Source organism: Citrobacter sp. wls615 (genome assembly GCF_005281355.1).
GTDB classification, from domain to species: Bacteria; Pseudomonadota; Gammaproteobacteria; order Enterobacterales; family Enterobacteriaceae; genus Citrobacter; species Citrobacter werkmanii.
Genome location: NZ_SZXM01000027.1, coordinates 293,370 through 318,458, shown reverse-complemented (window position 1 = coordinate 318,458; position 25,089 = coordinate 293,370). Strand labels below are relative to the sequence as shown.

Sequence of the window (25,089 nt, the reverse complement as noted above, 5' to 3'; positions counted from 1 at the left end):
AGTCATTCAGACTTGCCAAAGAACCATTGCCGCCATGAAGTTTATCATTAAATTGTTCCCAGAAATCACCATCAAAAGCCAATCTGTGCGTTTGCGCTTTATAAAAATTCTGACAGGGAACATTCGTAACGTTTTAAAGCACTACGATGAAGACCTTGCCGTTGTCCGTCACTGGGATCACGTTGAGGTTCGCGCTAAAGATGAAAGCCAGCGCCTGGATATTCGCGACGCGCTGACCCGTATTCCGGGTATCCACCATATTCTCGAAGTAGAAGACGTGCCGTTTACCGACATGCACGATATTTTCGAGAAAGCGCTGGTGCAGTATCGCGATCAACTGGAAGGAAAAACCTTCTGCGTACGCGTTAAGCGTCGCGGTAAGCATGAGTTTAGCTCCATTGAGGTGGAACGTTATGTTGGCGGCGGGTTGAACCAGCATATTGAATCCGCGCGCGTGAAGCTGACGAAACCGGATGTTACGGTAAATCTTGAAATCGAAAATGATCGTCTGCTGCTGGTTAAAGGCCGCTATGAAGGTATTGGCGGTTTCCCGATTGGTACGCAGGAAGACGTCCTGTCGCTGATCTCCGGTGGTTTCGACTCCGGCGTATCCAGCTACATGCTGATGCGTCGCGGCTGCCGCGTACACTATTGCTTCTTTAACCTCGGCGGCGCCGCGCATGAAATCGGCGTTCGTCAGGTGGCGCATTATCTGTGGAACCGCTACGGTAGCTCGCATCGCGTGCGTTTTGTCGCGATCAACTTTGAGCCGGTGGTGGGCGAGATCCTGGAGAAAGTCGACGACGGTCAGATGGGCGTGGTCCTTAAACGTATGATGGTACGTGCGGCGTCGAAAGTCGCTGAGCGCTACGGCGTACAGGCACTGGTAACCGGTGAAGCGTTGGGCCAGGTGTCCAGCCAGACGCTGACCAACCTGCGCCTGATTGATAACGTTTCGGATACCCTGATCCTGCGCCCGCTTATCTCCCATGATAAAGAGCACATCATCAACCTGGCGCGTGAAATTGGTACCGAGGACTTTGCGCGTACCATGCCGGAATACTGCGGCGTTATTTCAAAAAGCCCAACGGTGAAGGCGATTAAAGCGAAGATTGAGGCCGAAGAAGAAAACTTCGATTTCTCTATCCTCGATAAAGTGGTCGAAGAAGCGAACAATATCGATATTCGCGATATCGCCCAGCAGACTCAGCAGACCGTGGTGGAAGTGGAAACCGTGAGTGGTTTCGGCTCAAACGACGTGATTCTGGATATCCGTTCTGTGGATGAACAGGATGACAAACCGCTGAAAGTTGACGGTGTGGACGTGGTTTCTCTGCCGTTCTACAAACTGAGCACTAAATTCGGTGATTTGGACCAGAGTAAAACCTGGCTGCTGTGGTGTGAACGCGGGGTGATGAGCCGCCTGCAGGCGCTGTATCTGCGCGAGCAGGGCTTTGAAAACGTGAAGGTGTACCGCCCGTAATTGAGGCCTGCCCCGGCTTTATGCGCCGGGGCTTCGCTAATCTTGTGGCTGAAGTGATGCTATGCTGTTGACCAGTTGGTTGGCAATTTGCGGAATGGCTTCGGCACTAAAAAAACCCATTGTTACAGCAATTGCAATGAGCTCACCTTTACTATTCTGAAGCGGACAAGCGATAGATTGCGCTCCAGGGATCCCCTGAGTTGGGTTGTAACGCACGGCGTATCCCTGCGATATTATTTGTCTAATCAACTGTTTCTGCGCCAGATTTTTCGCCTGATAATCAGAAAAGCTCATAAAAATTTGCCCAGCAGCACTGGCATGAAGTGGAACCTGCGTATTGGGCAGAAAATCGATATCGACGTTTCGAAAGCTGCGATTGTAGTGTTTGAGTATTAATCCATTTTCAGAAGCAACGACGACCCCGGTGGAGTGGTTAAAGGTATCGCGAAAAGTGACCAGCATAGTATTGAGCTCGTCAATTGCGTCGCGTGCGCCGGTTTGGCCTCCAGTCAGTTGTAGTGTGGTTGCTCCCAGGCAGTAAAGCCCTTTTTCGTTTTGGCATAGCATGCCGGTGCGACAAAGTGAGATAAGATATTTATGTAAACGGCTTTTCGACAAACCACACCCAGTAGCGATATCGATTGCCCTCGCTTGACCATTCTGACTGGCGACAAATGTCAAAATGCTGACGGCTATATCAACCGAATTAATCCCTTGTGATGTTTCAGTCATATGCGTTCTCTTATTAAATACTTCTCGATTATATCATTGAGTTCAGAAAGCAGTGCTGCTTTCATAGTTCAAAAAGATCGTTACCTCTAAATGATTAGATCATGACTCACCTCAAGTTAATTATTGGTGAATTTTAGTTCACTAATGATGAACTTTATTGGAGGAAAGATCATGGATGCTTTGAGCAATATACGTTTAAAAAGAAGAACCCTGTTAAAAGGGCTAGGTGTGGTGGGGCTGGCTTCATTAGGTCCAACCTTTCTAGGGTTGCGTCAGGTCAATGGCGCACCGCTGCCTCGGTTTCGTCTGCAGCAATCGGATTACCAGACATTTCGTTCGACCTGTGCAATGGAATGTTTGCATTGCAACCTGACGGCATATGTCTGGAAAGATCGTTTGATGAAAATTGAAGCGACAAAAGGCTTTAACGTGAAATGTTGTTTACGAGGGATTAGCCGAACGAAATGGGTGTATCACCCGCTACGACTGACGCAACCCTTGCTGCGTACGGGAGAAAAAGGTGAAGGAAAATTTAAGCCGATTTCTTGGGATGCCGCGCTTGAGCTTATTGAAAAGAAAATCAGAGAAACGATCGCTACCGATGGCAATAAAGGCCTGTTGCTAACAGCAGCTTCAGGGAATATGGACTCTATCAAAAATGATATGGGGAAGGCATTTTTTGATTATCTTGGCGGATCGACAAAACATGTTGGTTCGTTATGCTGCGCAGCCGTCACTGCTGCGATGATGCCAATGGTGGGCTTACGGTATGCTGATACCCGCGACACAATAAAGGAAAGTCGCTATATCCTTTGCTGGGGGAACAACCCGGCCATTACGATGCATGCTTACTTCAAAGATTATTCAAATGCGCAGCGTAACGGAGCGCGAATGGTGGTAATCGATCCCCGATTTAACGAAACCGCAGCAAAAGCGGATGAGTGGGTGCCTATTGTGCCGGGAACGGATATCGCGCTGGCGCTAGGGATGATCAACATCATTATGCAGGAGAAGCGCTATGATGCAAATTTTCTGCGAAAACATACCGGCGCAGTTTATTTGGTGGATGCTAAGCAGAAACTAATGCGAGCCGATCCGCATGATGCAGACAGTTATCTGGTGTTTGATACTCTGACACAAAGCGTGAAGCGACATGATGTGCCGGGCGTTCTTCCTGCATTGCTAAATGATGAACTGCCCAACGGGAGTGATTTTACTACCGTACTGGATAACGTTTGGGCGCAGGCGAAGCCCTGGACGACACAGAAAGTTGAGCAGGAAACGGATGTGCCAGCGCAAACGGTGTTACGCCTGGCACGAGACTATGCTTCCACGCAACCTGCGATGATTATTCAGAATATGTCTGGTGCGCAGAGAACTGAGTTTGGCACTTACGTTGCCGCCAGCCAATTCTATCTGGCGCTGATAACCGGCAATATCGGTAAGCCTGGTGCAGGGGTCTGTGATGCGGGCGGGGTCAGGCAGATGGCGAAATTTTCGCCCATTATCCCCCCCGCGCCAAATGCTGCCAAAATCCCATCGATCCCCATTTCCAAAATTGGAGACTGGATCGTTCACGAAAAACCACATCCGATTAAATTCTGGTGGAACATGACGCTGGGGGCGATGACGCAGTTGCCGAATACAAATCAGGTCCGAGAAGCCTTTAAAAAAGTGCCATTTGTGGTGGTGGCGGACAACCTGATGAGTTCGTCTGCACTGTATGCCGATCTGGTACTTCCCGTGACGACCATTTTTGAAGATGTCAGTTTAATGGCGGGGGTCCGTAGCCATTATGTACAGTTGATGGAAAAAGCGGTGGAGCCCCCGGGAGAAGCTAAACCTGATTACTGGATTTTTGCGCGCCTGGCCGAGCGTTTTGGATTTGGTGAAGTTTTTAACCAGCCTATTGAACATTACATTGATGCTTGCCTCAAGGGGTCAGGCATCACCCGTGAGATGCTTAAAAAAGGGCCGGTATGCCCCGTTAAAGAAGACTGGATTCCCTTTAAGGATGGGCAGTTTTGTACTTCAACCGGAAAGGCACATTTCTATATTGAGGAGTGGGCAAAAAAAGACTTCCTGCCGGTGGTAACCTGGAAACAGGTGAAAGAGTCAGTGAAAGGTTCACCTGAACTGGCAAGTCATTATCCGTTAATGGCGGTACAGCGCAAACTGGCACGTAGCGTACATTCGAGCCACGGTATGAATGAATGGATCCTTGAGGTTCAGCGTAATCGTCCAAACGTTATGATCCACCCTGAAGATGCTCATAATCGTCAGATCCAGGCCGGGGAATGGGTCGTGGTCTTCAATCACCGTGGAGAGCACAGGGCTATTGCCGACGTAACAACGCATATAAAACGGGGAGTTGTAAGCCTGGATAATGGCTGGTGGGAGCAACAGGGAGGAAGTAGCAGCCATGTCACCAACGATCAGGTAGAGCTGTTGGGTAATGGACACTGTTGTAACAGCACGTTGGTTGACGTGAGAAGGGAGGCATAATCATGACGAAACAGTATGGATTTCTTATTGATATGCAAAACTGCTATGGCTGTAAAACCTGCAGCATGGCTTGCAAGTCAGAAAATATGACGCCGCTTGGTGTGTTATGGCGCCGAGTGCGCGAGCGCAATACGGATGAACCTAATACTCAAGCGTTTATCAGCATGTCGTGTAACCATTGCGATGATCCTCAGTGCATGAAAGTGTGCCCGGCCGGGACTTATACCAAACGAGCTGACGGGATTGTTGTACAGGATCACGAACGTTGTATCGGTTGCCGGATGTGTATTATGGCTTGCCCCTGGAGCGCGCCGGTTTACGATGCGGAAGAGGGGAAAACCAGTAAATGTAATCTGTGTGCGGAACGCCTGGATGAAGGTTTGCAACCACGCTGTGTTGAATCTTGCCCTGCGGGGGTTTTGCGATTTGGTGAGATAGAAGATCTCCGCAAAGAGCATACCACCCAATGGACTGTGCTAGAGAAGCGCTACAACTTACCCGATCACAACATCAGTAAGCCCAATATTGTAATTATTGCGCCACGGGACTGAGGAGAGAGAAATGGAACACTATGAATTGCCATTAGTCTTTTTTACGGTCTTTGCTCAATGGGGGATTGGCGGTGTCCTGGCACTAACGTTGTGTCAGAATTTTGGCACGCTGAAATTTAATGCTGAACAATATCGTCGGCTTGCGCTGCTATTTTGGGTCATCACTGTGCTGGGTTCTTTGGCATCCCTTGCACACCTGGGAACACCTACAGGCGCATACCGTTCAATGGCAGGGTTGGGAATATCTTGGCTGAGTCGGGAAGTAGTGGCATTTATAGTATTGAATGCCGTGATATTTTGCTGGTTAGTGTTATGTTGGCTCAAGCTTGGGCATCCAGGGGCGAATCTTCTGGGTGGTGTGACTGCGCTTGTTGGCCTGGTGTCAATTTTTGTGACGTCTCAGGTGTATTACCAAATGGCGCTGCACTCGCTTTGGCATACCATAGCTACGCCGCTTGGCTTCCTGGCAACGGCAGTATTGCTGGGTTTTATGAGTGTGGCGGTGGCGGGTGGCTATTGGCATAAATCCTCTTCAACGGTGTGTAATGCAGGGATCATCATTGGAATCGTGTTGACGGCAGGCGGGTTGTGGTTTCGCTATCATGTGCCTGGCGCTGATGCGTCAAGTCCTCTGCTATGGTGGCAGCTATTTGCCAGTATCTGCGTTGCTGTGTGGGGAATATCGCGTCTGAAATACGGCCAACAGAGTTGGTTATGGGTCGTATTAATGGCGACGGGGGAACTGGCGGGAAGAATGTTGTTTTATAGCAACGTTATGAGCGGAGTGCCTTGGTTTTAAATATTTTACCGGATGGTTGAAACCATCCGGCAATCATTCTTACTCGTAGTAGTTATAAATTCCCGCCGCAATTACCAGCTGTGACGCCACTTCATGAGCCTTTTCGCGGCTTACCAGTAGATCAATGATTTTTAAACCAAAATCAATCGATGTTCCCGGACCCTGGCTGGTTAACAGGTTGACGCGCGGATCCCACACGACACGCTTGTCTTGCCATTGTTCTGCGGGGATTTTGTCCTTCAACGCCGGGAAACCCGTCATATTTCCGATGGGGAAGATATCGTGTGGGACAAGTACGGTGGCGGCAGCGGCGCAAATGGCTGCGACAATACGTCCGGAACGATGAAACTGCTTCACGGTTTCGATAAGCAGAGGGCTGTCGCGAAAACACTCCGCGCCTTTAATGCCGCCAGGCAATACGATGATGTCGAAATCGCCGTCAGCAACTTCAACCAACGGTGCGTCAGCCAGCAGTTTCACTCCGCGTGAGCACACAATCGTCAGGCCGCCATCGCTGGCGACGCTTGCTGTAGTGACCTTAATTCCGCCGCGAACCAGCAGATCGATAGTGGTGACTGCTTCGGTCTCTTCACTACCAGGGGCGAGACAAACCAGTGCTTGAGCGCTCATACTCACTTTCCTTTCTCTTTACCATTTCAAACAGGTGGGCATTTTCCGGGACGGCGATGCCGTGCGCGCGGGCGCGTTTTAACAGGTAACCGGTAATATAGTCGATCTCTGTATGGCGCATGGCACGAATATCCTGCAGCATTGATGAGATATTTTCTGCCGTACTGTCAATGACTTGCTCGACATAATAGCGTAAATCATCCGCTGATGTGTGGTGGCCTTCGCGTTCAATAACCGCTGCTACTTCCTCACAGATTAGCGCTATTTTTTCCGGATGCTGACGCAGTTCGCCGTTTGGGCAGTCCCAGAGCGCCGTCAGCGGATTAATGACGCAGTTTACGGCCAGTTTGCGCCACAGTTCGGCGCGAATATTATTATGCCAGGCGACATCCGGTAGTACTTCTTGCAGTGTTTCAGCCAGATAGCTGAAATCACCGTCCTGCTCACGCGCCGGACCGATGCGCGTTGTGCCCTGAGCGACATGAATGATGACATTTCCGTCGCGACGTGCCGCGTGGGTGGTGGTGCCCATCAGCAGAGGCTGTTTAATGTTTTGCAGCTCTTCAATCGTCCCCATGCCGTTGTGAATCAGCAAAATGGGGGTAGTTTCAGGCAGAATTGCGGCCAGACCTTTTACCGCATCAGAAACCTGCCAGGCTTTAAGTGTAACCAGTAACAGGTCGCTTTTTGCCAAAAAGTCGGGGTCGTTTGCCGTCAGGGATTCATTAAAAACTGATCCATCCGTGTCGATCAGGTTCACGCTGCAGTAGGGCTGTGGTACGCGTAGCCACCCTTGCACCTCATGTCCATGTTTGCACAGCGTGGTAAGCCACAGCTGTCCTAACGCTCCACATCCCAGTACGGTAATTTTCATTCTTCCTCCTCACCTGCAACAGCACCAGGTGTTAATCCATATCGGCCGTACCCCTTTATTGTTCGCAGGTAACAGTTCCGCGTACAATTAAAGGATACAGCCTAGTATAGCGCTGTCTGTTGGGTAACTTTGCAGGTATTATGCTTCGCATCAAAAATGAAGGGAGAGGAAAAGATGCCATCTTTCGATATTGTCTCTGAAGTTGATCTTCAGGAAGCCCGTAACGCGGTGGATAACGCCAGCCGCGAAGTAGAGTCACGCTTTGATTTTCGTGGCGTTGAAGCGACTTTTGAGCTGAATGAGTCAAATAAGACGATTAAGGTGCTGAGCGAGTCTGATTTCCAGGTCAATCAACTGCTGGATATTTTGCGTGCCAAGCTACTGAAACGCGGTATTGAAGGCACATCGCTGGACGTACCGGAAACCTTCGTGCACAGCGGTAAAACCTGGTTTGTGGAAGCGAAGCTGAAGCAGGGCATCGAAACCGCGGTGCAAAAGAAAATCGTTAAGCTGATTAAAGACAGCAAACTGAAGGTGCAGGCGCAGATTCAGGGTGAAGAAATCCGTGTAACCGGTAAAGCACGTGACGATCTGCAATCCGTCATGGCGTTGGTTCGTGGGGGCGACCTCGGCCAGCCGTTCCAGTTTAAGAACTTCCGCGATTAAGTCGTAATGCCCGCTTATCCGGCCTACAGGTAGTACACGCTATTTGTAGGCCGGATAAGACGTCGCCATCCTGCAATCTTCACGCCTGACTTATCGCCTGCTCAACTTCGAATCGATTGGTCACTTTGCTGTCGATTTTTACGTAAGCCGAATGCTCTTGCGCCACAATTAATACTTCGCTTATCCCTTCTTTAGCCAGAAGACGCTGCTTCAGGGTGTCATCCGCGGCAATCTCCGGTGGGATTTCCACGCGCAGGCTGCTAACGTACGGCGGTTCTTTCATTGTGCTGGCCACCAACAACCACACTGCCGCCAGAAGCGCGCCGGCCAGGAATACCGCCTGACCATCAAACATGTCGACTACCCAACCGCCCAGCGAGCCGCCAATTGCCACGCCAAGAAACTGGCTGGTGGAGTAAACGCCCATCGCCGTACCTTTATAGCCCGCCGGAGATTCTTTACTGATAAGCGAGGGGAGTAGGGCTTCCATCAGGTTGAAGGCGAGGAAGAATATCTGCACGCCCGCAATCAGCCCCCAAAAACGAATGTTTGCGCTCCACAATACAATTTCTGCGACAAGAATCAGTAACACGCAGGCGAGGAACACGCGTTTCATTCGGCGTTTCACTTCGGCGTAAATGATGAACGGCACCACGGAAAAAAAGGACAGCAGCATCGTCACCAGATAAATTTTCCAGTGTTCGGCGGCGGGGAAGCCCGCTTTTGCCAACTGACCTGGCAAGGCGACGAAAGTGGACATCAGTAAAATGTGCAGACACATGATGCCGAAGTTAAGCTTCAGCAGTTTTGGTTCCGCCAGCACTTTGCTGAAGCTGCCTTTTACCATGCCTGATTCGCGGTTCAGTACGTGGGTCGTGCTATTGGGAACGACCCAAATAGTCAGCACGATACCTGTTGTCGCAAGGGCCGCGATCATCCAGAACAGCGCGTGTAGCCCCAGCGCGTGGGTAACGATCGGCCCCAGCACCATCGCAATGGCGAAGGTGATACCAAAGCTGACGCCAATAAACGCCATTGCTTTGGTTCGGTTTTGCTCGCGGGTTAAGTCGGACAGCAGCGCCATTACGGCGGCGGCAATCGCGCCAGAGCCCTGGAGGGCCCGACCGAGAATAATTCCCCAGATTGAATCTGAGAGGGCGGCAATCACGCTACCGACAACAAATACCGCCAGTCCGCCGACAATAAGCGGCTTACGGCCGATGCGGTCTGAAAGCAGACCAAAGGGGATCTGGAAGATGGCTTGCGCCAGGCCATAAATACCGATAGCAAGTCCGATCAATGCTTCGCTGGCACCCTGTAGTGACATACCATACGTGGTCAGAACCGGCAGGACCATAAACATGCCAAGCATGCGCAACGAAAATACGGTCCCTAAACCCCAGGTGGCGCGCAACTCACCGGGCGTCATTTTGTAATCGTTCATTCCCACCTCTGTATTAATTTCGCGCCTAGTGTAAAGCGGGAAGAGGGCCGGGTAAATATGCGCTTCATTAACAAATGTTGTGATTGTGAGAAGAGGGGGAATGCAAAACAACAAATAAAAAAGGGTGCCAGAGCACCCTTTTCATATAAGCAGATTCTTACCAGACGTAAGTCAGCAGGTTCTGCGAGTTTGGCACCATAAAGTCGACGGACATCATCACGGAAAGTGCGGTAATGGCGATGATGGAGAAGCCGAACAGCTTGCGCGCCCAGACTCTGTCATCTTCCACTTTATAACCGCGCAGCGCCATGCCCAACCACCAGACGCTCACCGCCGCAGCAACAATCAGGTATTTATAACCTGCATAGCCGCCCAGGGTTAGCATCAGTGTGGCGATAGCAAATGCCACGATATACAGCGTGATATGGTTCTTCGCGACCGAAATACCTTTTACCACCGGCAGTACCGGGATATTGGCAGCCTGATAATCCTTAAAGCGGAAAATCGCAATCGCGTAAGAGTGCGGCATTTGCCACAGGCTGAAAATAGCCAGCAGAATCAGCGCACCGCTATCGAACTCACCGGTTACGGCGCAGTAGCCAATCACCGGCGGCGCAGCGCCGGAGAGTGAGCCAATCAGCGTCCCGTAAACGGAATGGCGCTTCATATACAGGCTATAGACGCCCACATATACCACGAAGCCCATCACCCCCAGCCAGCAGGCCAGAGGGTTGGCGCCAAACCACAGCAGCATAAAGCCAGCAATACCCAGCAAGGTGGCGTATACCAGCGAGACGGCAGGAGAAATCAGACCTTTAACCAGCACGCGGTTTTTGGTCCTCTCCATCTTCCTGTCGATATCCCTGTCGATATAGTTGTTAAATACACAACCCGACGCCACAACCAGTGACACCCCAACCAGCGTGTAGATAAACAGGGGATAGTCGATGCTGCCTTTCGAGGCCAGCAGGAACCCCCCAATCACCGAGATCAGGTTGCCAAAGATGATGCCTGGTTTCGTAACTTGCAGGTATTGCTTAAACATCATAATCGCCGCTCTTAGTGCATCATCATGTTGTAGTTAAGGTTCCACATAATCCAGATGGAGCCCACAACCAGAATGGCGATGATTAGCACAGTAAAGACAAAGGCCGTCATGTTCCAACCTTCATCAGATTTGCTATTCATGTGCAAGAAGCACACCAGGTGCACCAGAATCTGTACCACTGCCATTGCCAGAATAGTTCCCAGAATGACGGCCGGAGAGGCAGAACCTGTCATTACCATCCAGAACGGAATGACCGTCAGGATGATCGACAGGATAAAACCTGTCATGTAGGTTTTTACGCTGCCATGGGATGCGCCGCCGCTCTCGTTAGAATGACTCATTACATCGCCCCCATCAGATAAACAACAGTGAACACACAGATCCACACCACATCCAGGAAGTGCCAGAACAGGCTCAGGCACATGATGCGGGTACGGTTAGTACTGGTCAGGCCGCGACGGGCAACTTGCACCATCAGCACCGCCATCCAGATAAGACCGGAGGTGACGTGCAGACCGTGCGTGCCGACCAGCGCGAAGAACGCAGACAGGAAGCCGCTGCGATCCGGGCCCATACCGTTAACAATCAGGTGATGGAATTCATAGAGTTCCATCCCGATGAATCCGGCACCGAACAAGAAAGTCAACGCCAGCCAGGAGATGACCTGGCTCTTGTTGTTCTTATACATGGCGATCGCCGCCATGCCGTAAGTAATGGAGCTAAATAACAGCAGGAATGTTTCAACCAGAACGAACGGCAGTTCAAAAATGTCCTTACCTGTCGGGCCACCTGCGGTGCCGTTCACCAGAACGGCATAGGTTGCAAACAGAATTGAGAACAGAATGCAGTCGCTCATCAGGTAGACCCAGAATCCGAAGATCTTGGTCTGGCCTGCATCGTGGTGCCCGTGTTCGTGCGCGTGGGCAGTCGCGTGCGTTAAAGTATCAGTTGCCATTTTTCAGCCCTGCCTTAGTAATCTCATCGAAATGCTGGTTTTCCAGTTTTTCGACTTCCGGGACCGGCACGTAGTAATCCACGTCTTCATCAAAGCTTTTCACAATCCAGCTGATGATCATGCCTGCGAAGCTTGCAATCGCCAGCCACCAGATATGCCAGATCATGGCGAAACCAAACAGTGTTGCGAAGGCGGTAATGACGATACCGGCACCGCTGTTCTTCGGCATATGAATCTCTTCATAGTGCGTAGGCTGCTTGTACGCTTCACCTTTTTCTTTCATTTCCCAGAAGGCATCACGCTCGTGAACGTGCGGCACAACGGCAAAGTTATAGAATGGAGGCGGGGAAGAGGTTGCCCACTCCAGCGTACGACCACCCCATGGGTCACCGGTCAGGTCACGGTTCTGCTCGCGGTCGCGAATAGACACGTACATCTGGATGAACTGGCACAGGATACCCAGTGCAATCAGCGCGGCGCCACAGGCGGCAACAACCAGCATCGGATGGAACTGCGGGTCAATCTGCTGGCTGAGGCGACGGGTCATACCCATAAAGCCCAGCACGTACAGCGGCATAAATGCCACGAAGAAGCCGATGATCCAGAACCAGAATGCGCGTTTACCCCAGGTTTCGTTCAACGTGAAGCCAAACGCTTTTGGCCACCAGTAGGTCATACCCGCGAAGCAACCAAATACCACGCCGCCGATGATAACGTTATGGAAGTGCGCAATCAGGAACAGGCTGTTGTGCAGTACGAAGTCCGCACCCGGCACCGCCAGCAGTACGCCGGTCATGCCGCCGACTGAGAAGGTGACGATAAAGCCAATCGTCCACAGCATTGCTGAGTGGAATACGATACGGCCCTGATACATGGTGAACAGCCAGTTGAAGATCTTCACCCCGGTCGGGATGGCGATAATCATGGTGGTAATACCGAAGAAGGCGTTTACGTTTGCGCCGGCACCCATGGTGAAGAAGTGGTGCAGCCAAACAATGAACGACAGAACGGTAATACACACGGTTGCCCACACCAGCGAGGTGTAACCAAACAGACGCTTACGCGAGAAGGTTGCTGCGACTTCGGAGAATACCCCGAATACTGGCAGGATCAGAATGTACACTTCCGGATGGCCCCAGGCCCAAATCAGGTTGATGTACATCATCATGTTGCCGCCCATATCGTTGGTAAAGAAATGGGTGCCCAGATAGCGATCCAGGGTCAGCAACGCGACGGTAACCGTCAGAATTGGGAACGAAGCGATAATCAGGATGTTAGCGCACAGAGATGCCCAGCTAAATACCGGCATCTTGAACATGGTCATTCCTGGCGCACGCATCTTAATGATGGTCACAAAGAAGTTGATACCGGTCAGGGTTGTACCAATACCGGACAACTGGACGGCCCATATCCAATAATCGACCCCGACGCTTGGACTGTACTCTATCCCCGAAAGAGGCGGATACGCCAGCCAACCGGTCTGCGCGAATTCACCGACGCCCAGAGACAGGTTAACCAGGATTACGCCAACAACGGTGAACCAGAAGCTCAGGTTGTTCAGGAACGGGAATGCAACGTCACGTGCGCCAATCTGCAGTGGAACCACGAGGTTCATCAGACCGATAACAAATGGCATTGCCACGAAGAAGATCATAATCACGCCGTGAGCCGTGAAGATCTGGTCGTAGTGGTGAGGTGGCAGGAAACCCGCTTCACCTGCAGAAGCCAGCGCTTGCTGACTACGCATCATGACGGCATCGGCAAAGCCACGAATCAACATCACGATTGCGACGATGACATACATGATGCCAAGGCGTTTGTGGTCAACCGAAGTCAGCCACTCTTTCCACAGGTAGGTCCACTTACCGAAGTAAGTGATAAGGCCGAGTAAGGCCGCACCACCGATGATAATGGCAGCGATCGTAACCATGACGATTGGTTCATGGAACGGAACTGCATCAAGTGTCAATTTTCCGAACATCGTATTCTTCTCAACCCCTTGAGTTGGCGGATTCCGCGTGGCTCATGTCCATGCCTTCCATACCTTCGTGTGCGCTGTGCTCACCTTCTGGTTGGGTCATGTCCATGCTCTTACCGTGAGCCATAAATTTGTTAATAACATCTTTAAACAAATCAGGTTTCACGTTGGAGAAGTATTCCACCTGGTTGTATTCGCTTGGCACAGCCACTTTTTCGAACGCTGCCATGTCGTTCATGGTGTTCGGAGACTGTTTAGCTTTAGCAACCCATTGGTCGAATTCGGCGCGGTCCTTTGTTGCAATAGCCTTGAATTTCATACCGGAGAAGCCTGGTCCGCTATAGCTTGCGGAGATACCATCATAAGTACCGACTTCGTTGGCGATCAGATGCAGTCGAGTCTGCATACCGGCCATGGCATAAATCTGGCTACCCAGACGCGGGATAAAGAAGGAGTTCATCACGGAGTTGGACGTCACTTTGAATTCGACCGGAGTATTCGCCGGGAAGGCGATTTCATTCACGGTAGCGATACCCTGTTCCGGATAGATGAAGAACCATTTCCAGTCCATGGAAACCACTTCGATGGTAATGGGCTTCTCGTCATGCGCCAGCGGTTTGCTTGGCTCAAGAGCGTGGGTGGTTTTCCAGGTCAGTACGGCAAGGAAAATGATGATTAAGATCGGCACCGTCCAGACCACAGCTTCCACTTTATTGGAATGTGACCAGTTCGGGCTGTACTTCGCATCTTTATTGCTTGCACGATACTTCCAGGCAAAACCAACAGCCATCAAGATGGCAGGAATAACGACAATCAACATCAGGCCAAATGCCGTCAGTATCAATGAACGTTGTTCCAGTCCAATCTGTCCTTTAGGGTCAAGCAGCGCAGAATTACAGCCACTGAGTAACGCAGTGCCTGCAATTAATGACAACCATCCCAAACTTTTATTGTATTTCCTGAGTCTCATTTAACGACCTCAATTCCACGGGACCGGGTGGCGTTTAAAGTGTGAGGTCATTTTACGGGAAGGTTACATTACTGTAAACATCATTGGATCTGTGTTACTGGGTTCTGCCGGGCGTGTCACATATGTTGCAATATATGTCGGGTTGGCTTTAAGAACCTGTTGCAACATCACGTTATAACGAAAGCAGGCGGGCGAGGGACATGCAGAGGGCAATTGGTATAACCAATACGAATATAAAACAATTAATTAACAATTAATTATCAATAAAAAGACAATTTAAGAACAAACAATAAATTTTTCATGGCTGAATCGAGTAAGGAAAATAGCATGTATAAAAAGCGTCAATAATTTCCAAATTCTATGGCGCACAAAATAACAAATAATATTTTTATCAGTTGTTGTTTATTTAGCCGTTATAATTACGCAGGGTGATTACAACGGCAAAATATGCTCGTCATACTTCAAGCTACGGGTGTGTTGGCTTTCCTCGCTCACCCCAGTCACTTACTTATGTAAGCTCCTGGGGATTTGCTGCGTCGCCGCCTTCCCGTAACTCGAATTATTTAGAGCATAAATATGCAACATCACGCCAGACGGGTTTTGCGCAATGCCAGATAATCCAGCAATCCGCCGAATACCACTCCGCAGACCGCGACTACCACCGAGACTTCAAGCAGTTCCGGCAGGAAGGAGAAATTGGTGTAGTCCAGTGCATTCAGGGTCAGCAACAATAACCAAACTGCCAGCAAACAGCAGCCCGCGACCAGCGTCATTAATGCCAGACCGTACGCGCCACGAAATTCCGTGCGCGGAATAAAGCTTTCATTTTGCCAGCTATGTTCCAGCGTCTGACGGCAAACCAGCAGCAGCAGGAGTCCGGGCAGTGCGGCAAACACGGAGAACAGATAAAACGTTGGCCACCCGTGCGCTTCGACAAACCAACCCGCTACCGGACCTACGTACACGCGGCCAACCGCTGAAAGCGCGGAGAGCAGGGCGAACTGAGTCGCTGAGAAGGACTTATTGCATAGCGTCATTAATAAGGCGACAAACGCCGCGGTGCCCATCCCGCCACACAGGTTTTCAAAGAAAACGGCGGCGGCCATACTGAACATGTGTTTGTCAGTGACGGACAGCAGCCAGTAACCTGCGTTTGATGCCCCTTGCAGAATACCGAAAATCAACAATGCGCGGAACAGCGAGAGACGCTGCATCAGGATCCCGCCGTACAGCGCGCCAACGATGGTTGCCAGCAGCCCCAGCGTTTTATTCACCACGCCGACTTCACCCGCATCAAATCCAACTCCGCGGATTAAAAAAGTGGTGGTCAGACTCATCGCGAAGGCATCACCGAGTTTATACAGCACGATCAGGAGCAGAATCAGCCAGGCATTGTTCCGGCCAAAAAAGTCTCGCAGCGGAGCCGCAACTGCCTGTTCCAGCGATTTAGGCACCGGAATAGCATCTGTCGGTTCTGGCGCTAATAGGGTCGCGATGATGCAAGGGATCAGCAGCGCCGCCATCAGCCAATACATTCCCTGCCAGCCGAGCCAGCGGTCGGCCATCCACAGGGCCAGCCCACCGGAAACCAGCATCCCTAAACGGTAACCAAGCACGCTGATTGCTGCACCTGCACCACGCTCTTCGGTGGGCAATACGTCGGTTTTCCAGGCGTCAAAGACGATATCCTGCGATGCCGAACAAAACGCGATCACCACCGCCAGCGCGGCCATCCAGCGTAGCTGCGTACCCGGCTCCAGAAAGCCCATCGCGGCGATAGAAATCAATAGCAGTACCTGGGTCGCCAGTAGCCAACCGCGACGTCGGCCCAAAAACGGCGGTGTATAGCGGTCCATCAATGGAGACCAGAGGAACTTAAATACGTAGGCCTGGCCAACCAGAGAAAAGAAACCGATGGTTTTAAGATCGATATTCTCGACCGTCATCCACGCCTGGAGCGTACCGGATGTCAGTGCGAGCGGTAATCCGGAGGCGAACCCCAAAATGAGCAGGATAGCTGAACGTGGTTGCTGAAAAATACGTAAGTAATGACTGGACATGGGCTTCTATAGGCCCGACGAACGCCGGGCCATAAGGGCAGAAATTAACGAGCGTTCTGCTTGATGAAATCGTGAACGCTGGTGTCCTGAGACATATCAGCGATGGTGTCGGTCAGGACGCTGTTAACGGCATCAGCAATATTTTTGTTGGAGGCCTGCAGCGCGCCTTCAACAGAGTAGCTTGCGCGGTAGTTTTTGGTCATCTTATTACCGTTAGCGGCGGTCGCGATAATGGCGATGTCTGCTTTGGTGGCGATGTTGTAACGCACGCTACCCTGAGACACGTCCGCATACAGCTGGCTAACGATGATTTGCAGGTTTACTGCACCGTTCGGACCAATCATATAACCACGCGCGGTCATCTGTTTTTCCAGCACTTCTTGCAGCAGGAAACGCAGATCGCGAGAAGCGGTCAGGGTAACCTGCTGGTTGTCGCGGGTGACTTTTGCCAGCGCCTGATCCTGACGCTGGTCGGCGCCGTTGATACTCACGGTCACGCCCATCAGGCTCGGATCCTGCTGCGGCAGGGTGATTTTGGGGGAGACTTCAATGGTGGTTGGCGGCGTTGCGCATCCTGCCAACATAAACATTGCAACTAACGGGAAGAGGATTTTTTTAAACATGCCAGGGCTCTCAGCGAATCTAAATTGTGTGGTTAGAGAAAATTCCCGCCATCATAACATCGCCAACGATGAGGGGAAGTGGGTAACGCATGTAAATTCATTGTGTTGTCCGTTTTATGACTTTATGAAGACCATAAACGGACTTTTTGCCATAAATCGAAGTGAGGATTTAGTGAACTTCATCCATTTGGCTGAGAAAATCAGATAAGCGCTAATTTTTTGTTGCTAAGGTGTAATGAAAACGGTAAAAGCGGCTAGTATTTAAAGGGATGGGTGACATCTCAGCGTTGTCGGAGGAAAAATTTCATGATGATTCGTGAGCAAATAGAAGAAAAATTAAGGGCAGCGTTCGAACCCGTATTCCTCGAAGTTGTGGATGAAAGCTATCGTCACAATGTCCCGGCTGGTTCTGAAAGCCACTTTAAGGTTGTGCTGGTTAGCGATCGCTTTACAGGTGAACGTTTTCTTAATCGTCATCGGATGATTTACGGCACGTTAACGGCGGAACTCTCCACTACCGTACATGCGTTAGCCCTGCATACCTATACCATTAAGGAGTGGGAAGCGTTGCAGGACACGATCTTTGCGTCGCCTCCTTGTCGTGGAGCCGGGAGCATCGCGTAGAAAAACGGATTTGCAACAACCGACGCTTTTCCAGTATGTTGCTACAGAATATGTGAAAACGGCCTGCGGGCCGTTTTGTTTTGTCTGAATTCTGGGGCTGTCGTACAGTATTCAGACAAAAATTAGCCGGGAATTGTGAAAAAAGCCGCAGCAACGCGCGATAACCGTTCTCGACTCATAAAAGTGATGCCGCTATAATGCGCGTCTTATTTTTCGGAATGTCTTCGGGATGATTCTGACGACAGGGAATGTGATTGCTTATGAGAACATCCCAGTTCCGCGAAGCCAACAACCTGTGCTTGCGGAGAAGAGTTGACCGAGCACTGTGATTTTTTGAGGTAACAAGATGCAAGTTTCAGTTGAAACCACTCAAGGCCTTGGCCGCCGTGTAACGATTACAATCGCTGCTGACAGCATCGAGACCGCTGTGAAAAGCGAGCTGGTCAACGTAGCGAAGAAAGTGCGTATTGACGGTTTCCGCAAAGGAAAAGTACCGATGAATGTTGTTGCTCAGCGTTATGGCGCTTCCGTGCGTCAGGACGTACTGGGCGACCTGATGAGCCGCAACTTCGTTGACGCGATCATCAAAGAAAAAATCAATCCGGCTGGCGCACCGAACTACGTTCCGGGTGAATACAAGCTGGGTGAAGATTTTACTTACGCGGTAGAGTTCGAAGTTTACCCGGAAGTTGAGCTGACTGGCCTGGAAGCAATCGAAGTTGAAAAACCGGTTGTTGAAGTCACCGACGCTGACGTTGATGTAATGCTGGACACCCTGCGTAAGCAGCAGGCTACCTGGAAAGACAAAGACGGCGCTGCTGATGCAGAAGATCGTGTAACCATCGACTTCACCGGTTCTGTAGACGGCGAAGAGTTCGAAGGCGGCAAAGCGTCTGACTTCGTACTGGCGATGGGCCAGGGTCGTATGATCCCGGGCTTTGAAGAAGGCGTTAAAGGCCACAAAGCTGGCGAAGAGTTCACTATCGACGTGACCTTCCCGGAAGAGTACCACGCTGAAAACCTGAAGGGTAAAGCTGCTAAGTTCGTTATCAACCTGAAGAAAGTTGAAGAACGCGAACTGCCGGAACTGACTGAAGAATTCATCAAGCGTTTCGGCGTTGAAGATGGTTCCGTAGCTGGTCTGCGCGCTGAAGTACGTAAAAACATGGAACGCGAGCTGAAAGGCGCAGTGCGTAACCGCGTTAAGTCTCAGGCGATCGAAGGTCTGGTAAAAGCTAACGACATCGACGTACCGGCTGCTCTGATCGACAGCGAAATCGACGTTCTGCGTCGTCAGGCTGCTCAGCGTTTTGGCGGTAACGAAAAACAAGCTCTGGAACTGCCGCGTGAACTGTTCGAAGAACAGGCTAAGCGTCGCGTAGTTGTAGGTCTGCTGCTGGGCGAAGTTATTCGCACCAACGAGCTGAAAGCTGACGAAGATCGCGTTAAAGGCCTGATCGAAGAGATGGCTTCTGCTTACGAAGATCCGAAAGAAGTTGTTGAGTTCTACAGCAAAAACAAAGAGCTGATGGACAACATGCGTAACGTCGCTCTGGAAGAACAAGCTGTTGAAGCCGTTCTGGCGAAAGCGAAAGTGACTGAAAAAGCCACTTCCTTCAACGAGCTGATGAACCAGCAGGCGTAATTCGTCGCTTTTGTAGCACGAATTTCGTACGCAAGCCCGTCACCTTTTGGTGGCGGGTTTTTTTTTGTCACGCATTTTGCATGGGAAGAGTGCGAAAACAGCGTTTCAGTGTTAGCGTTACAACAAAAGATTGTTATGCTTGAATTATGGCGATGTCGTACCCATTACTGAGGGACTAGCTGATAATCCGTCCATAAGGTTACAATCAGCACAGCAGGTTTTTTCAAATTTTATCCAGGAGACGGAAATGTCATACAGCGGCGAACGAGATAACTTTGCACCCCATATGGCGCTGGTGCCGATGGTCATTGAACAGACCTCACGTGGTGAGCGCTCTTTTGATATCTATTCTCGTCTACTTAAGGAACGCGTCATTTTTATGACTGGCCAGGTCGAAGATCATATGGCTAACCTGATTGTGGCGCAGATGCTGTTCCTGGAAGCAGAAAACCCGGAAAAAGATATCTACCTGTACATCAACTCCCCTGGTGGGGTGATCACTGCCGGGATGTCTATCTATGACACCATGCAGTTTATTAAGCCGGACGTTAGCACCATTTGTATGGGCCAGGCGGCCTCAATGGGCGCGTTCCTGCTGACTGCCGGGGCAAAAGGCAAACGTTTTTGCCTGCCTAACTCTCGCGTCATGATCCATCAGCCTCTGGGCGGTTACCAGGGCCAGGCAACGGATATTGAAATTCATGCCCGCGAAATCCTGAAGGTAAAAGGGCGCATGAACGAACTTATGGCGCATCATACGGGTCAATCTCTTGAGCAGATTGAACGTGATACCGAGCGCGATCGCTTCCTCTCCGCTTCTGAAGCGGTAGAGTACGGTCTGGTCGACTCGATTTTGACCCATCGTAATTAATGCCCAGTGCGCAGGTGTGCCGCTATAATTACCTGGAGCGGCACAACGCTGACTAGCGTCTTGCGCCTGAGAATGGCATTTGCGTCGTCGTGTGCGGCACAAAGAACAAAGAAGAGGTTTTGACCCATGACAGATAAACGCAAAGATGGCTCGGGCAAATTGTTGTACTGCTCTTTTTGCGGCAAAAGCCAGCATGAAGTGCGGAAGCTGATTGCCGGTCCATCCGTGTATATCTGCGACGAATGTGTCGATTTGTGTAACGACATCATTCGCGAAGAGATTAAGGAAGTAGCACCGCACCGTGAACGCAGTGCGCTGCCGACGCCACATGAAATTCGCAATCACCTGGACGATTACGTTATCGGTCAGGAACAGGCGAAGAAAGTGTTGGCGGTCGCGGTATACAACCATTACAAACGTCTGCGCAACGGCGACACCAGCAATGGCGTCGAGTTGGGCAAAAGTAACATCCTGCTAATTGGCCCGACGGGTTCCGGTAAAACGCTGCTGGCGGAAACGCTGGCGCGCCTGCTGGACGTTCCGTTCACCATGGCCGATGCCACCACGCTGACCGAAGCCGGTTATGTGGGTGAAGATGTTGAAAATATTATTCAGAAGCTGCTGCAGAAGTGCGACTACGACGTGCAGAAAGCGCAGCGCGGGATCGTCTATATCGATGAAATCGACAAGATTTCTCGTAAGTCTGACAACCCGTCCATTACCCGCGATGTTTCCGGCGAAGGCGTACAGCAGGCCCTGCTGAAGCTGATTGAAGGCACCGTGGCGGCCGTTCCGCCACAGGGCGGGCGTAAACATCCGCAGCAGGAGTTCTTGCAGGTTGATACCTCTAAGATCCTGTTTATCTGCGGCGGCGCGTTCGCTGGTCTGGACAAAGTGATTGCTAACCGTGTTGAAACCGGCTCAGGCATTGGTTTTGGCGCGACGGTAAAAGCGCAGTCTGATAAAGCCAGCGAAGGTGAGTTGCTGTCGCAGGTGGAGCCGGAAGATCTGATCAAATTTGGTCTGATCCCTGAGTTCATCGGTCGTCTGCCGGTGGTGGCAACGCTGAGCGAACTGAGTGAAGAAGCGCTGATCCAGATCCTGAAAGAGCCGAAAAACGCCCTGACCAAGCAGTACCAGGCGCTGTTCAACCTTGAAGGTGTCGATCTGGAGTTCCGTGAGGAAGCGCTGGATGCTATCGCCAAGAAAGCGATGGCGCGTAAAACCGGTGCCCGTGGTCTGCGTTCTATCGTTGAAGCCGCGCTGCTCGACACCATGTACGATCTGCCTTCTATGGAAGACGTCGAAAAAGTGGTGATCGATGAGTCGGTGATTGGCGGTCAGAGCAAGCCATTGCTGATTTACGGTAAGCCGGAAGCACAGCAGGCATCTGGCGAATAATTCATCAATTCATACAGACATTTAATTAAAAAGGGGGGATTTTATCTCCCCTTTTATTTTTCCGTAAACATGGCGTTGAATGTGTGGGAAACATCCCCATATACTGACATACATGTTAAAGGTGGTGTGAAGCACAGTCGTACCACCTGATTACCTGGCGGACACTAAACTAAGAGAGAGCTCTATGAATCCTGAGCGTTCTGAACGCATTGAAATCCCCGTATTGCCGTTGCGCGATGTGGTGGTTTATCCGCACATGGTCATACCCTTATTTGTAGGGCGGGAAAAATCTATCCGTTGTCTGGAAGCGGCTATGGACCATGATAAAAAAATCATGCTGGTCGCACAGAAAGAAGCGTCAACGGATGAGCCGGGTGTAAACGATCTTTTCACCGTCGGGACCGTGGCCTCTATTTTGCAGATGCTGAAACTGCCTGACGGCACCGTAAAAGTGCTGGTCGAGGGGTTACAGCGCGCGCGTATTTCTGCGCTGTCTGACAACGGCGAGCATTTCTCTGCGAAAGCGGAGTACCTTGACTCGCCAGCCATTGATGAGCGCGAACAGGAAGTGCTGGTGCGTACCGCTATCAGCCAGTTCGAAGGCTATATCAAGCTGAACAAGAAAATCCCACCAGAAGTGCTGACGTCGCTGAACAGCATTGACGATCCTGCGCGTCTGGCGGACACCATCGCTGCACACATGCCGCTGAAGCTGGCTGACAAGCAGTCCGTGCTGGAGATGTCCGACGTTAACGAACGTCTGGAATATCTGATGGCGATGATGGAATCCGAAATCGATCTGCTGCAGGTTGAGAAACGCATTCGCAACCGCGTGAAGAAGCAGATGGAAAAATCCCAGCGAGAGTACTATCTGAACGAGCAGATGAAAGCCATTCAGAAAGAACTCGGCGAGATGGACGACGCGCCGGACGAAAACGAAGCGCTGAAACGTAAAATCGACGCGGCGAAAATGCCGAAAGAGGCAAAAGAGAAAGCGGAAGCAGAACTGCAGAAGCTGAAAATGATGTCTCCGATGTCGGCGGAAGCGACCGTAGTGCGTGGCTACATCGACTGGATGGTACAGGTACCGTGGAATGCGCGTAGCAAGGTCAAAAAAGACCTGCGTCAGGCGCAGGAAATCCTCGATACTGACCATTACGGTCTGGAACGCGTCAAAGACCGTATCCTTGAGTATCTCGCGGTTCAAAGCCGTGTGAACAAAATCAAGGGGCCAATCCTGTGTCTGGTTGGGCCGCCGGGGGTAGGTAAAACTTCTCTGGGGCAGTCCATCGCCAAAGCGACCGGACGTAAATACATCCGTATGGCGCTGGGCGGCGTGCGTGATGAGGCTGAAATTCGCGGTCACCGCCGGACCTATATCGGTTCTATGCCGGGTAAACTGATCCAGAAAATGGCTAAAGTGGGCGTTAAAAACCCGCTGTTCCTGCTCGATGAGATCGACAAAATGTCTTCCGACATGCGAGGCGATCCGGCTTCCGCACTGCTTGAGGTGCTGGATCCAGAGCAGAACGTGGCGTTCAGCGATCACTACCTGGAAGTGGATTACGATCTCAGCGACGTAATGTTTGTTGCGACCTCGAACTCCATGAATATTCCGGCGCCGTTGCTGGATCGTATGGAAGTGATCCGACTGTCCGGTTACACCGAAGACGAGAAGCTGAACATTGCTAAACGTCACCTGTTGCCGAAACAGATTGAGCGTAACGCGCTGAAAAAAGGCGAGTTGACGGTCGACGATAGCGCCATTGTGGGCATTATTCGTTACTACACCCGTGAAGCTGGCGTGCGTAGTCTGGAGCGCGAAATCTCCAAGCTGTGCCGTAAAGCGGTGAAGCAGTTGCTGCTCGACAAATCACTGAAACATATTGTGATCAATGGCGACAACCTGCACGACTACCTGGGCGTACAGCGCTTTGACTATGGTCGCGCGGACAACGAAAACCGCGTTGGTCAGGTGACCGGTCTGGCGTGGACGGAAGTGGGCGGCGATTTGCTGACCATCGAAACCGCCTGCGTACCGGGTAAAGGCAAGCTGACCTACACCGGTTCATTGGGTGAAGTGATGCAGGAGTCCATTCAGGCGGCGCTGACCGTGGTGCGTGCGCGTGCGGAAAAACTGGGTATCAACCCGGATTTCTACGAAAAACGCGACATCCACGTTCACGTACCTGAAGGGGCGACGCCGAAAGACGGCCCGAGTGCCGGTATTGCCATGTGTACCGCGCTGGTTTCTTGTCTGACCGGTAACCCGGTACGCGCCGATGTGGCGATGACCGGCGAGATCACCCTGCGTGGTCAGGTTCTGCCAATCGGTGGTTTGAAAGAAAAACTGCTGGCGGCGCACCGTGGCGGCATTAAGACGGTCTTAATTCCAGATGAAAACAAACGTGACCTGGAAGAGATTCCGGACAACGTGATTGCCGATCTGGACATCCATCCGGTGAAACGCATCGAGGAGGTTTTGACTCTTGCGTTGCAAAATGAACCGTCTGGAATGCAGGTTGTGACCGCAAAATAGTGACCTCGCGCAAAGAGCACTAATAAAAACAGGGCTGGCAGACCATTTCGGACTTGCCAGCCTTTTTTTGTATAGCTAATTTAGATGACGGATTAGGCTTGCCATCATTAACGGGTGTTGTAAGGGCATGGCAGGCCTGATATAACTGCTGCGCGGTCGCACTTTGAAGGATTCAGGTGCGATATAAATTATAAAAGAGGAAGAGAAGAGTGAATAAATCTCAACTGATCGACAAAATTGCTGCAGGGGCTGATATCTCTAAAGCTGCGGCTGGACGTGCGTTAGATGCAATTATTGCTTCTGTTACCGAATCCCTGAAGGAAGGTGATGACGTAGCGCTGGTAGGTTTTGGTACTTTTGCCGTTAAAGAGCGTGCTGCCCGTACTGGTCGCAACCCGCAAACAGGTAAAGAGATCACCATCGCCGCGGCTAAAGTACCGGGCTTCCGTGCAGGTAAAGCACTGAAAGACGCGGTAAACTAAGTGATTTCCCCTTTGGGGATGTGACGAAGTACAAGGGCGCATCAACTGATGTGCCTTTTTTATTTGTGATTCCGGTACTTTCTACGCGTTGTGGGCTGACAATTGCCCCATTTTCTTGTCACAATAGACCTTTGTGCGCAGCGTTCAGGAAACGCTATGCTGCGTGAAGCATATATACTCAACATCCTTGCCGCCGTGGTTGTAACAAC

Annotated in this window: 22 protein-coding genes; 11 read left to right on the top strand and 11 right to left on the bottom strand. The window is 51.0% G+C overall.

Annotated features, from left to right (window positions below; genetic code table 11):
- Positions 1 to 34: 34 nt before the first annotated feature.
- Positions 35 to 1,483, top strand: a complete 1,449-nt coding sequence (gene thiI, locus FDX04_RS11185) for a tRNA uracil 4-sulfurtransferase ThiI (protein WP_137370924.1) — start codon at positions 35 to 37, stop codon at positions 1,481 to 1,483.
- A 36-nt stretch (positions 1,484 to 1,519) separates the two neighbouring features.
- Here the strand turns inward: thiI and FDX04_RS11180 are convergent, their stop codons facing one another.
- Positions 1,520 to 2,215, bottom strand: coding sequence for a helix-turn-helix domain-containing protein (locus FDX04_RS11180; RefSeq protein ID WP_137360405.1), 696 nt, complete (start codon positions 2,213 to 2,215; stop codon positions 1,520 to 1,522).
- Between the two features lie 171 nt (positions 2,216 to 2,386).
- On the opposite strand from FDX04_RS11180, the gene FDX04_RS11175 reads away from it, so the two are divergent.
- Genes FDX04_RS11175 through FDX04_RS11165 form a run of 3 tightly spaced genes read left to right on the top strand, consistent with a single transcriptional unit; the run spans position 2,387 to position 6,070 of the window.
- Positions 2,387 to 4,720, top strand: coding sequence for a molybdopterin-dependent oxidoreductase (locus FDX04_RS11175; RefSeq protein WP_137360406.1), 2,334 nt, complete (start codon positions 2,387 to 2,389; stop codon positions 4,718 to 4,720).
- Positions 4,721 to 4,722: 2 nt separating this feature from the next.
- Positions 4,723 to 5,271 (top strand): 4Fe-4S dicluster domain-containing protein, encoded by a 549-nt coding sequence (locus FDX04_RS11170; protein WP_170972905.1) that lies wholly within the window; start codon positions 4,723 to 4,725, stop codon positions 5,269 to 5,271.
- Between the two features lie 10 nt (positions 5,272 to 5,281).
- Positions 5,282 to 6,070 (top strand): DmsC/YnfH family molybdoenzyme membrane anchor subunit, encoded by a 789-nt coding sequence (locus FDX04_RS11165; protein WP_137360407.1) that lies wholly within the window; start codon positions 5,282 to 5,284, stop codon positions 6,068 to 6,070.
- A gap of 39 nt (positions 6,071 to 6,109) precedes the next feature.
- Here FDX04_RS11165 and yajL read toward each other — a convergent pair whose 3' ends face one another.
- Together yajL and panE are read right to left on the bottom strand one after the other, a co-directional pair.
- On the bottom strand, positions 6,110 to 6,700 hold the full coding sequence (gene yajL, locus FDX04_RS11160) for a protein deglycase YajL (protein WP_079225226.1): 591 nt from the start codon (positions 6,698 to 6,700) through the stop codon (positions 6,110 to 6,112).
- Positions 6,663 to 7,574: a 2-dehydropantoate 2-reductase gene (gene panE, locus FDX04_RS11155; protein WP_038638233.1), complete on the bottom strand. Its 912-nt coding sequence runs from the start codon at positions 7,572 to 7,574 to the stop codon at positions 6,663 to 6,665. Before panE ends, yajL begins: the two co-directional genes overlap by 38 nt.
- A gap of 174 nt (positions 7,575 to 7,748) precedes the next feature.
- Here panE and FDX04_RS11150 point away from each other — a divergent pair, with 174 nt between their 5' ends.
- Positions 7,749 to 8,240, top strand: a complete 492-nt coding sequence (locus FDX04_RS11150; protein WP_137360408.1) for a YajQ family cyclic di-GMP-binding protein — start codon at positions 7,749 to 7,751, stop codon at positions 8,238 to 8,240.
- A gap of 79 nt (positions 8,241 to 8,319) precedes the next feature.
- On the opposite strand, the gene FDX04_RS11145 is transcribed toward FDX04_RS11150, so the two are convergent.
- From FDX04_RS11145 to FDX04_RS11110, 8 genes are all read right to left on the bottom strand, one after another.
- Complete coding sequence (locus FDX04_RS11145; RefSeq protein WP_137360409.1) at positions 8,320 to 9,684, bottom strand: MFS transporter; 1,365 nt, start codon at positions 9,682 to 9,684, stop codon at positions 8,320 to 8,322.
- Positions 9,685 to 9,841: 157 nt separating this feature from the next.
- Positions 9,842 to 10,732, bottom strand: a complete 891-nt coding sequence (gene cyoE / locus FDX04_RS11140; protein ID WP_003831005.1) for a heme o synthase — start codon at positions 10,730 to 10,732, stop codon at positions 9,842 to 9,844.
- A gap of 11 nt (positions 10,733 to 10,743) precedes the next feature.
- Positions 10,744 to 11,073 (bottom strand): cytochrome o ubiquinol oxidase subunit IV, encoded by a 330-nt coding sequence (locus FDX04_RS11135; RefSeq protein ID WP_003831006.1) that lies wholly within the window; start codon positions 11,071 to 11,073, stop codon positions 10,744 to 10,746.
- Positions 11,073 to 11,687, bottom strand: a complete 615-nt coding sequence (locus FDX04_RS11130) for a cytochrome o ubiquinol oxidase subunit III (RefSeq protein WP_003831007.1) — start codon at positions 11,685 to 11,687, stop codon at positions 11,073 to 11,075. The genes FDX04_RS11135 and FDX04_RS11130 overlap by 1 nt, the downstream gene beginning before the upstream one ends.
- A complete protein-coding gene (gene cyoB, locus FDX04_RS11125; protein ID WP_038638255.1) occupies positions 11,677 to 13,668 on the bottom strand; it encodes a cytochrome o ubiquinol oxidase subunit I in 1,992 nt (663 codons plus the stop codon). The genes FDX04_RS11130 and cyoB overlap by 11 nt, the downstream gene beginning before the upstream one ends.
- Before the next feature lie 10 nt (positions 13,669 to 13,678).
- Entirely contained in the window at positions 13,679 to 14,635 is a 957-nt protein-coding gene (cyoA, locus tag FDX04_RS11120) for a cytochrome o ubiquinol oxidase subunit II (protein WP_042310101.1), read from the bottom strand.
- Positions 14,636 to 15,219: 584 nt separating this feature from the next.
- Complete coding sequence (gene ampG / locus FDX04_RS11115) at positions 15,220 to 16,695, bottom strand: muropeptide MFS transporter AmpG (protein ID WP_137360410.1); 1,476 nt, start codon at positions 16,693 to 16,695, stop codon at positions 15,220 to 15,222.
- Positions 16,696 to 16,739: 44 nt separating this feature from the next.
- Positions 16,740 to 17,318, bottom strand: a complete 579-nt coding sequence (locus FDX04_RS11110; protein WP_137360411.1) for a lipoprotein — start codon at positions 17,316 to 17,318, stop codon at positions 16,740 to 16,742.
- Between the two features lie 306 nt (positions 17,319 to 17,624).
- Between FDX04_RS11110 and bolA the strand changes: the two genes are divergently transcribed.
- The 6 genes from bolA to hupB all read left to right on the top strand — a co-directional run bounded on the left by bolA (position 17,625) and on the right by hupB (position 24,880).
- Entirely contained in the window at positions 17,625 to 17,942 is a 318-nt protein-coding gene (gene bolA / locus FDX04_RS11105; RefSeq protein WP_042310099.1) for a transcriptional regulator BolA, read from the top strand.
- Between the two features lie 346 nt (positions 17,943 to 18,288).
- Entirely contained in the window at positions 18,289 to 19,587 is a 1,299-nt protein-coding gene (gene tig / locus FDX04_RS11095) for a trigger factor (protein ID WP_003021622.1), read from the top strand.
- A 247-nt stretch (positions 19,588 to 19,834) separates the two neighbouring features.
- Positions 19,835 to 20,458, top strand: coding sequence for an ATP-dependent Clp endopeptidase proteolytic subunit ClpP (clpP, locus tag FDX04_RS11090; protein WP_032939995.1), 624 nt, complete (start codon positions 19,835 to 19,837; stop codon positions 20,456 to 20,458).
- 126 nt (positions 20,459 to 20,584) lie between these two features.
- A complete protein-coding gene (gene clpX / locus FDX04_RS11085; RefSeq protein WP_003831013.1) occupies positions 20,585 to 21,859 on the top strand; it encodes an ATP-dependent protease ATP-binding subunit ClpX in 1,275 nt (424 codons plus the stop codon).
- Positions 21,860 to 22,043: 184 nt separating this feature from the next.
- On the top strand, positions 22,044 to 24,398 hold the full coding sequence (gene lon / locus FDX04_RS11080) for an endopeptidase La (protein WP_038638272.1): 2,355 nt from the start codon (positions 22,044 to 22,046) through the stop codon (positions 24,396 to 24,398).
- Between the two features lie 209 nt (positions 24,399 to 24,607).
- Entirely contained in the window at positions 24,608 to 24,880 is a 273-nt protein-coding gene (gene hupB, locus FDX04_RS11075; protein ID WP_003021629.1) for a nucleoid-associated protein HU-beta, read from the top strand.
- Positions 24,881 to 25,089 lie beyond the last annotated feature (209 nt).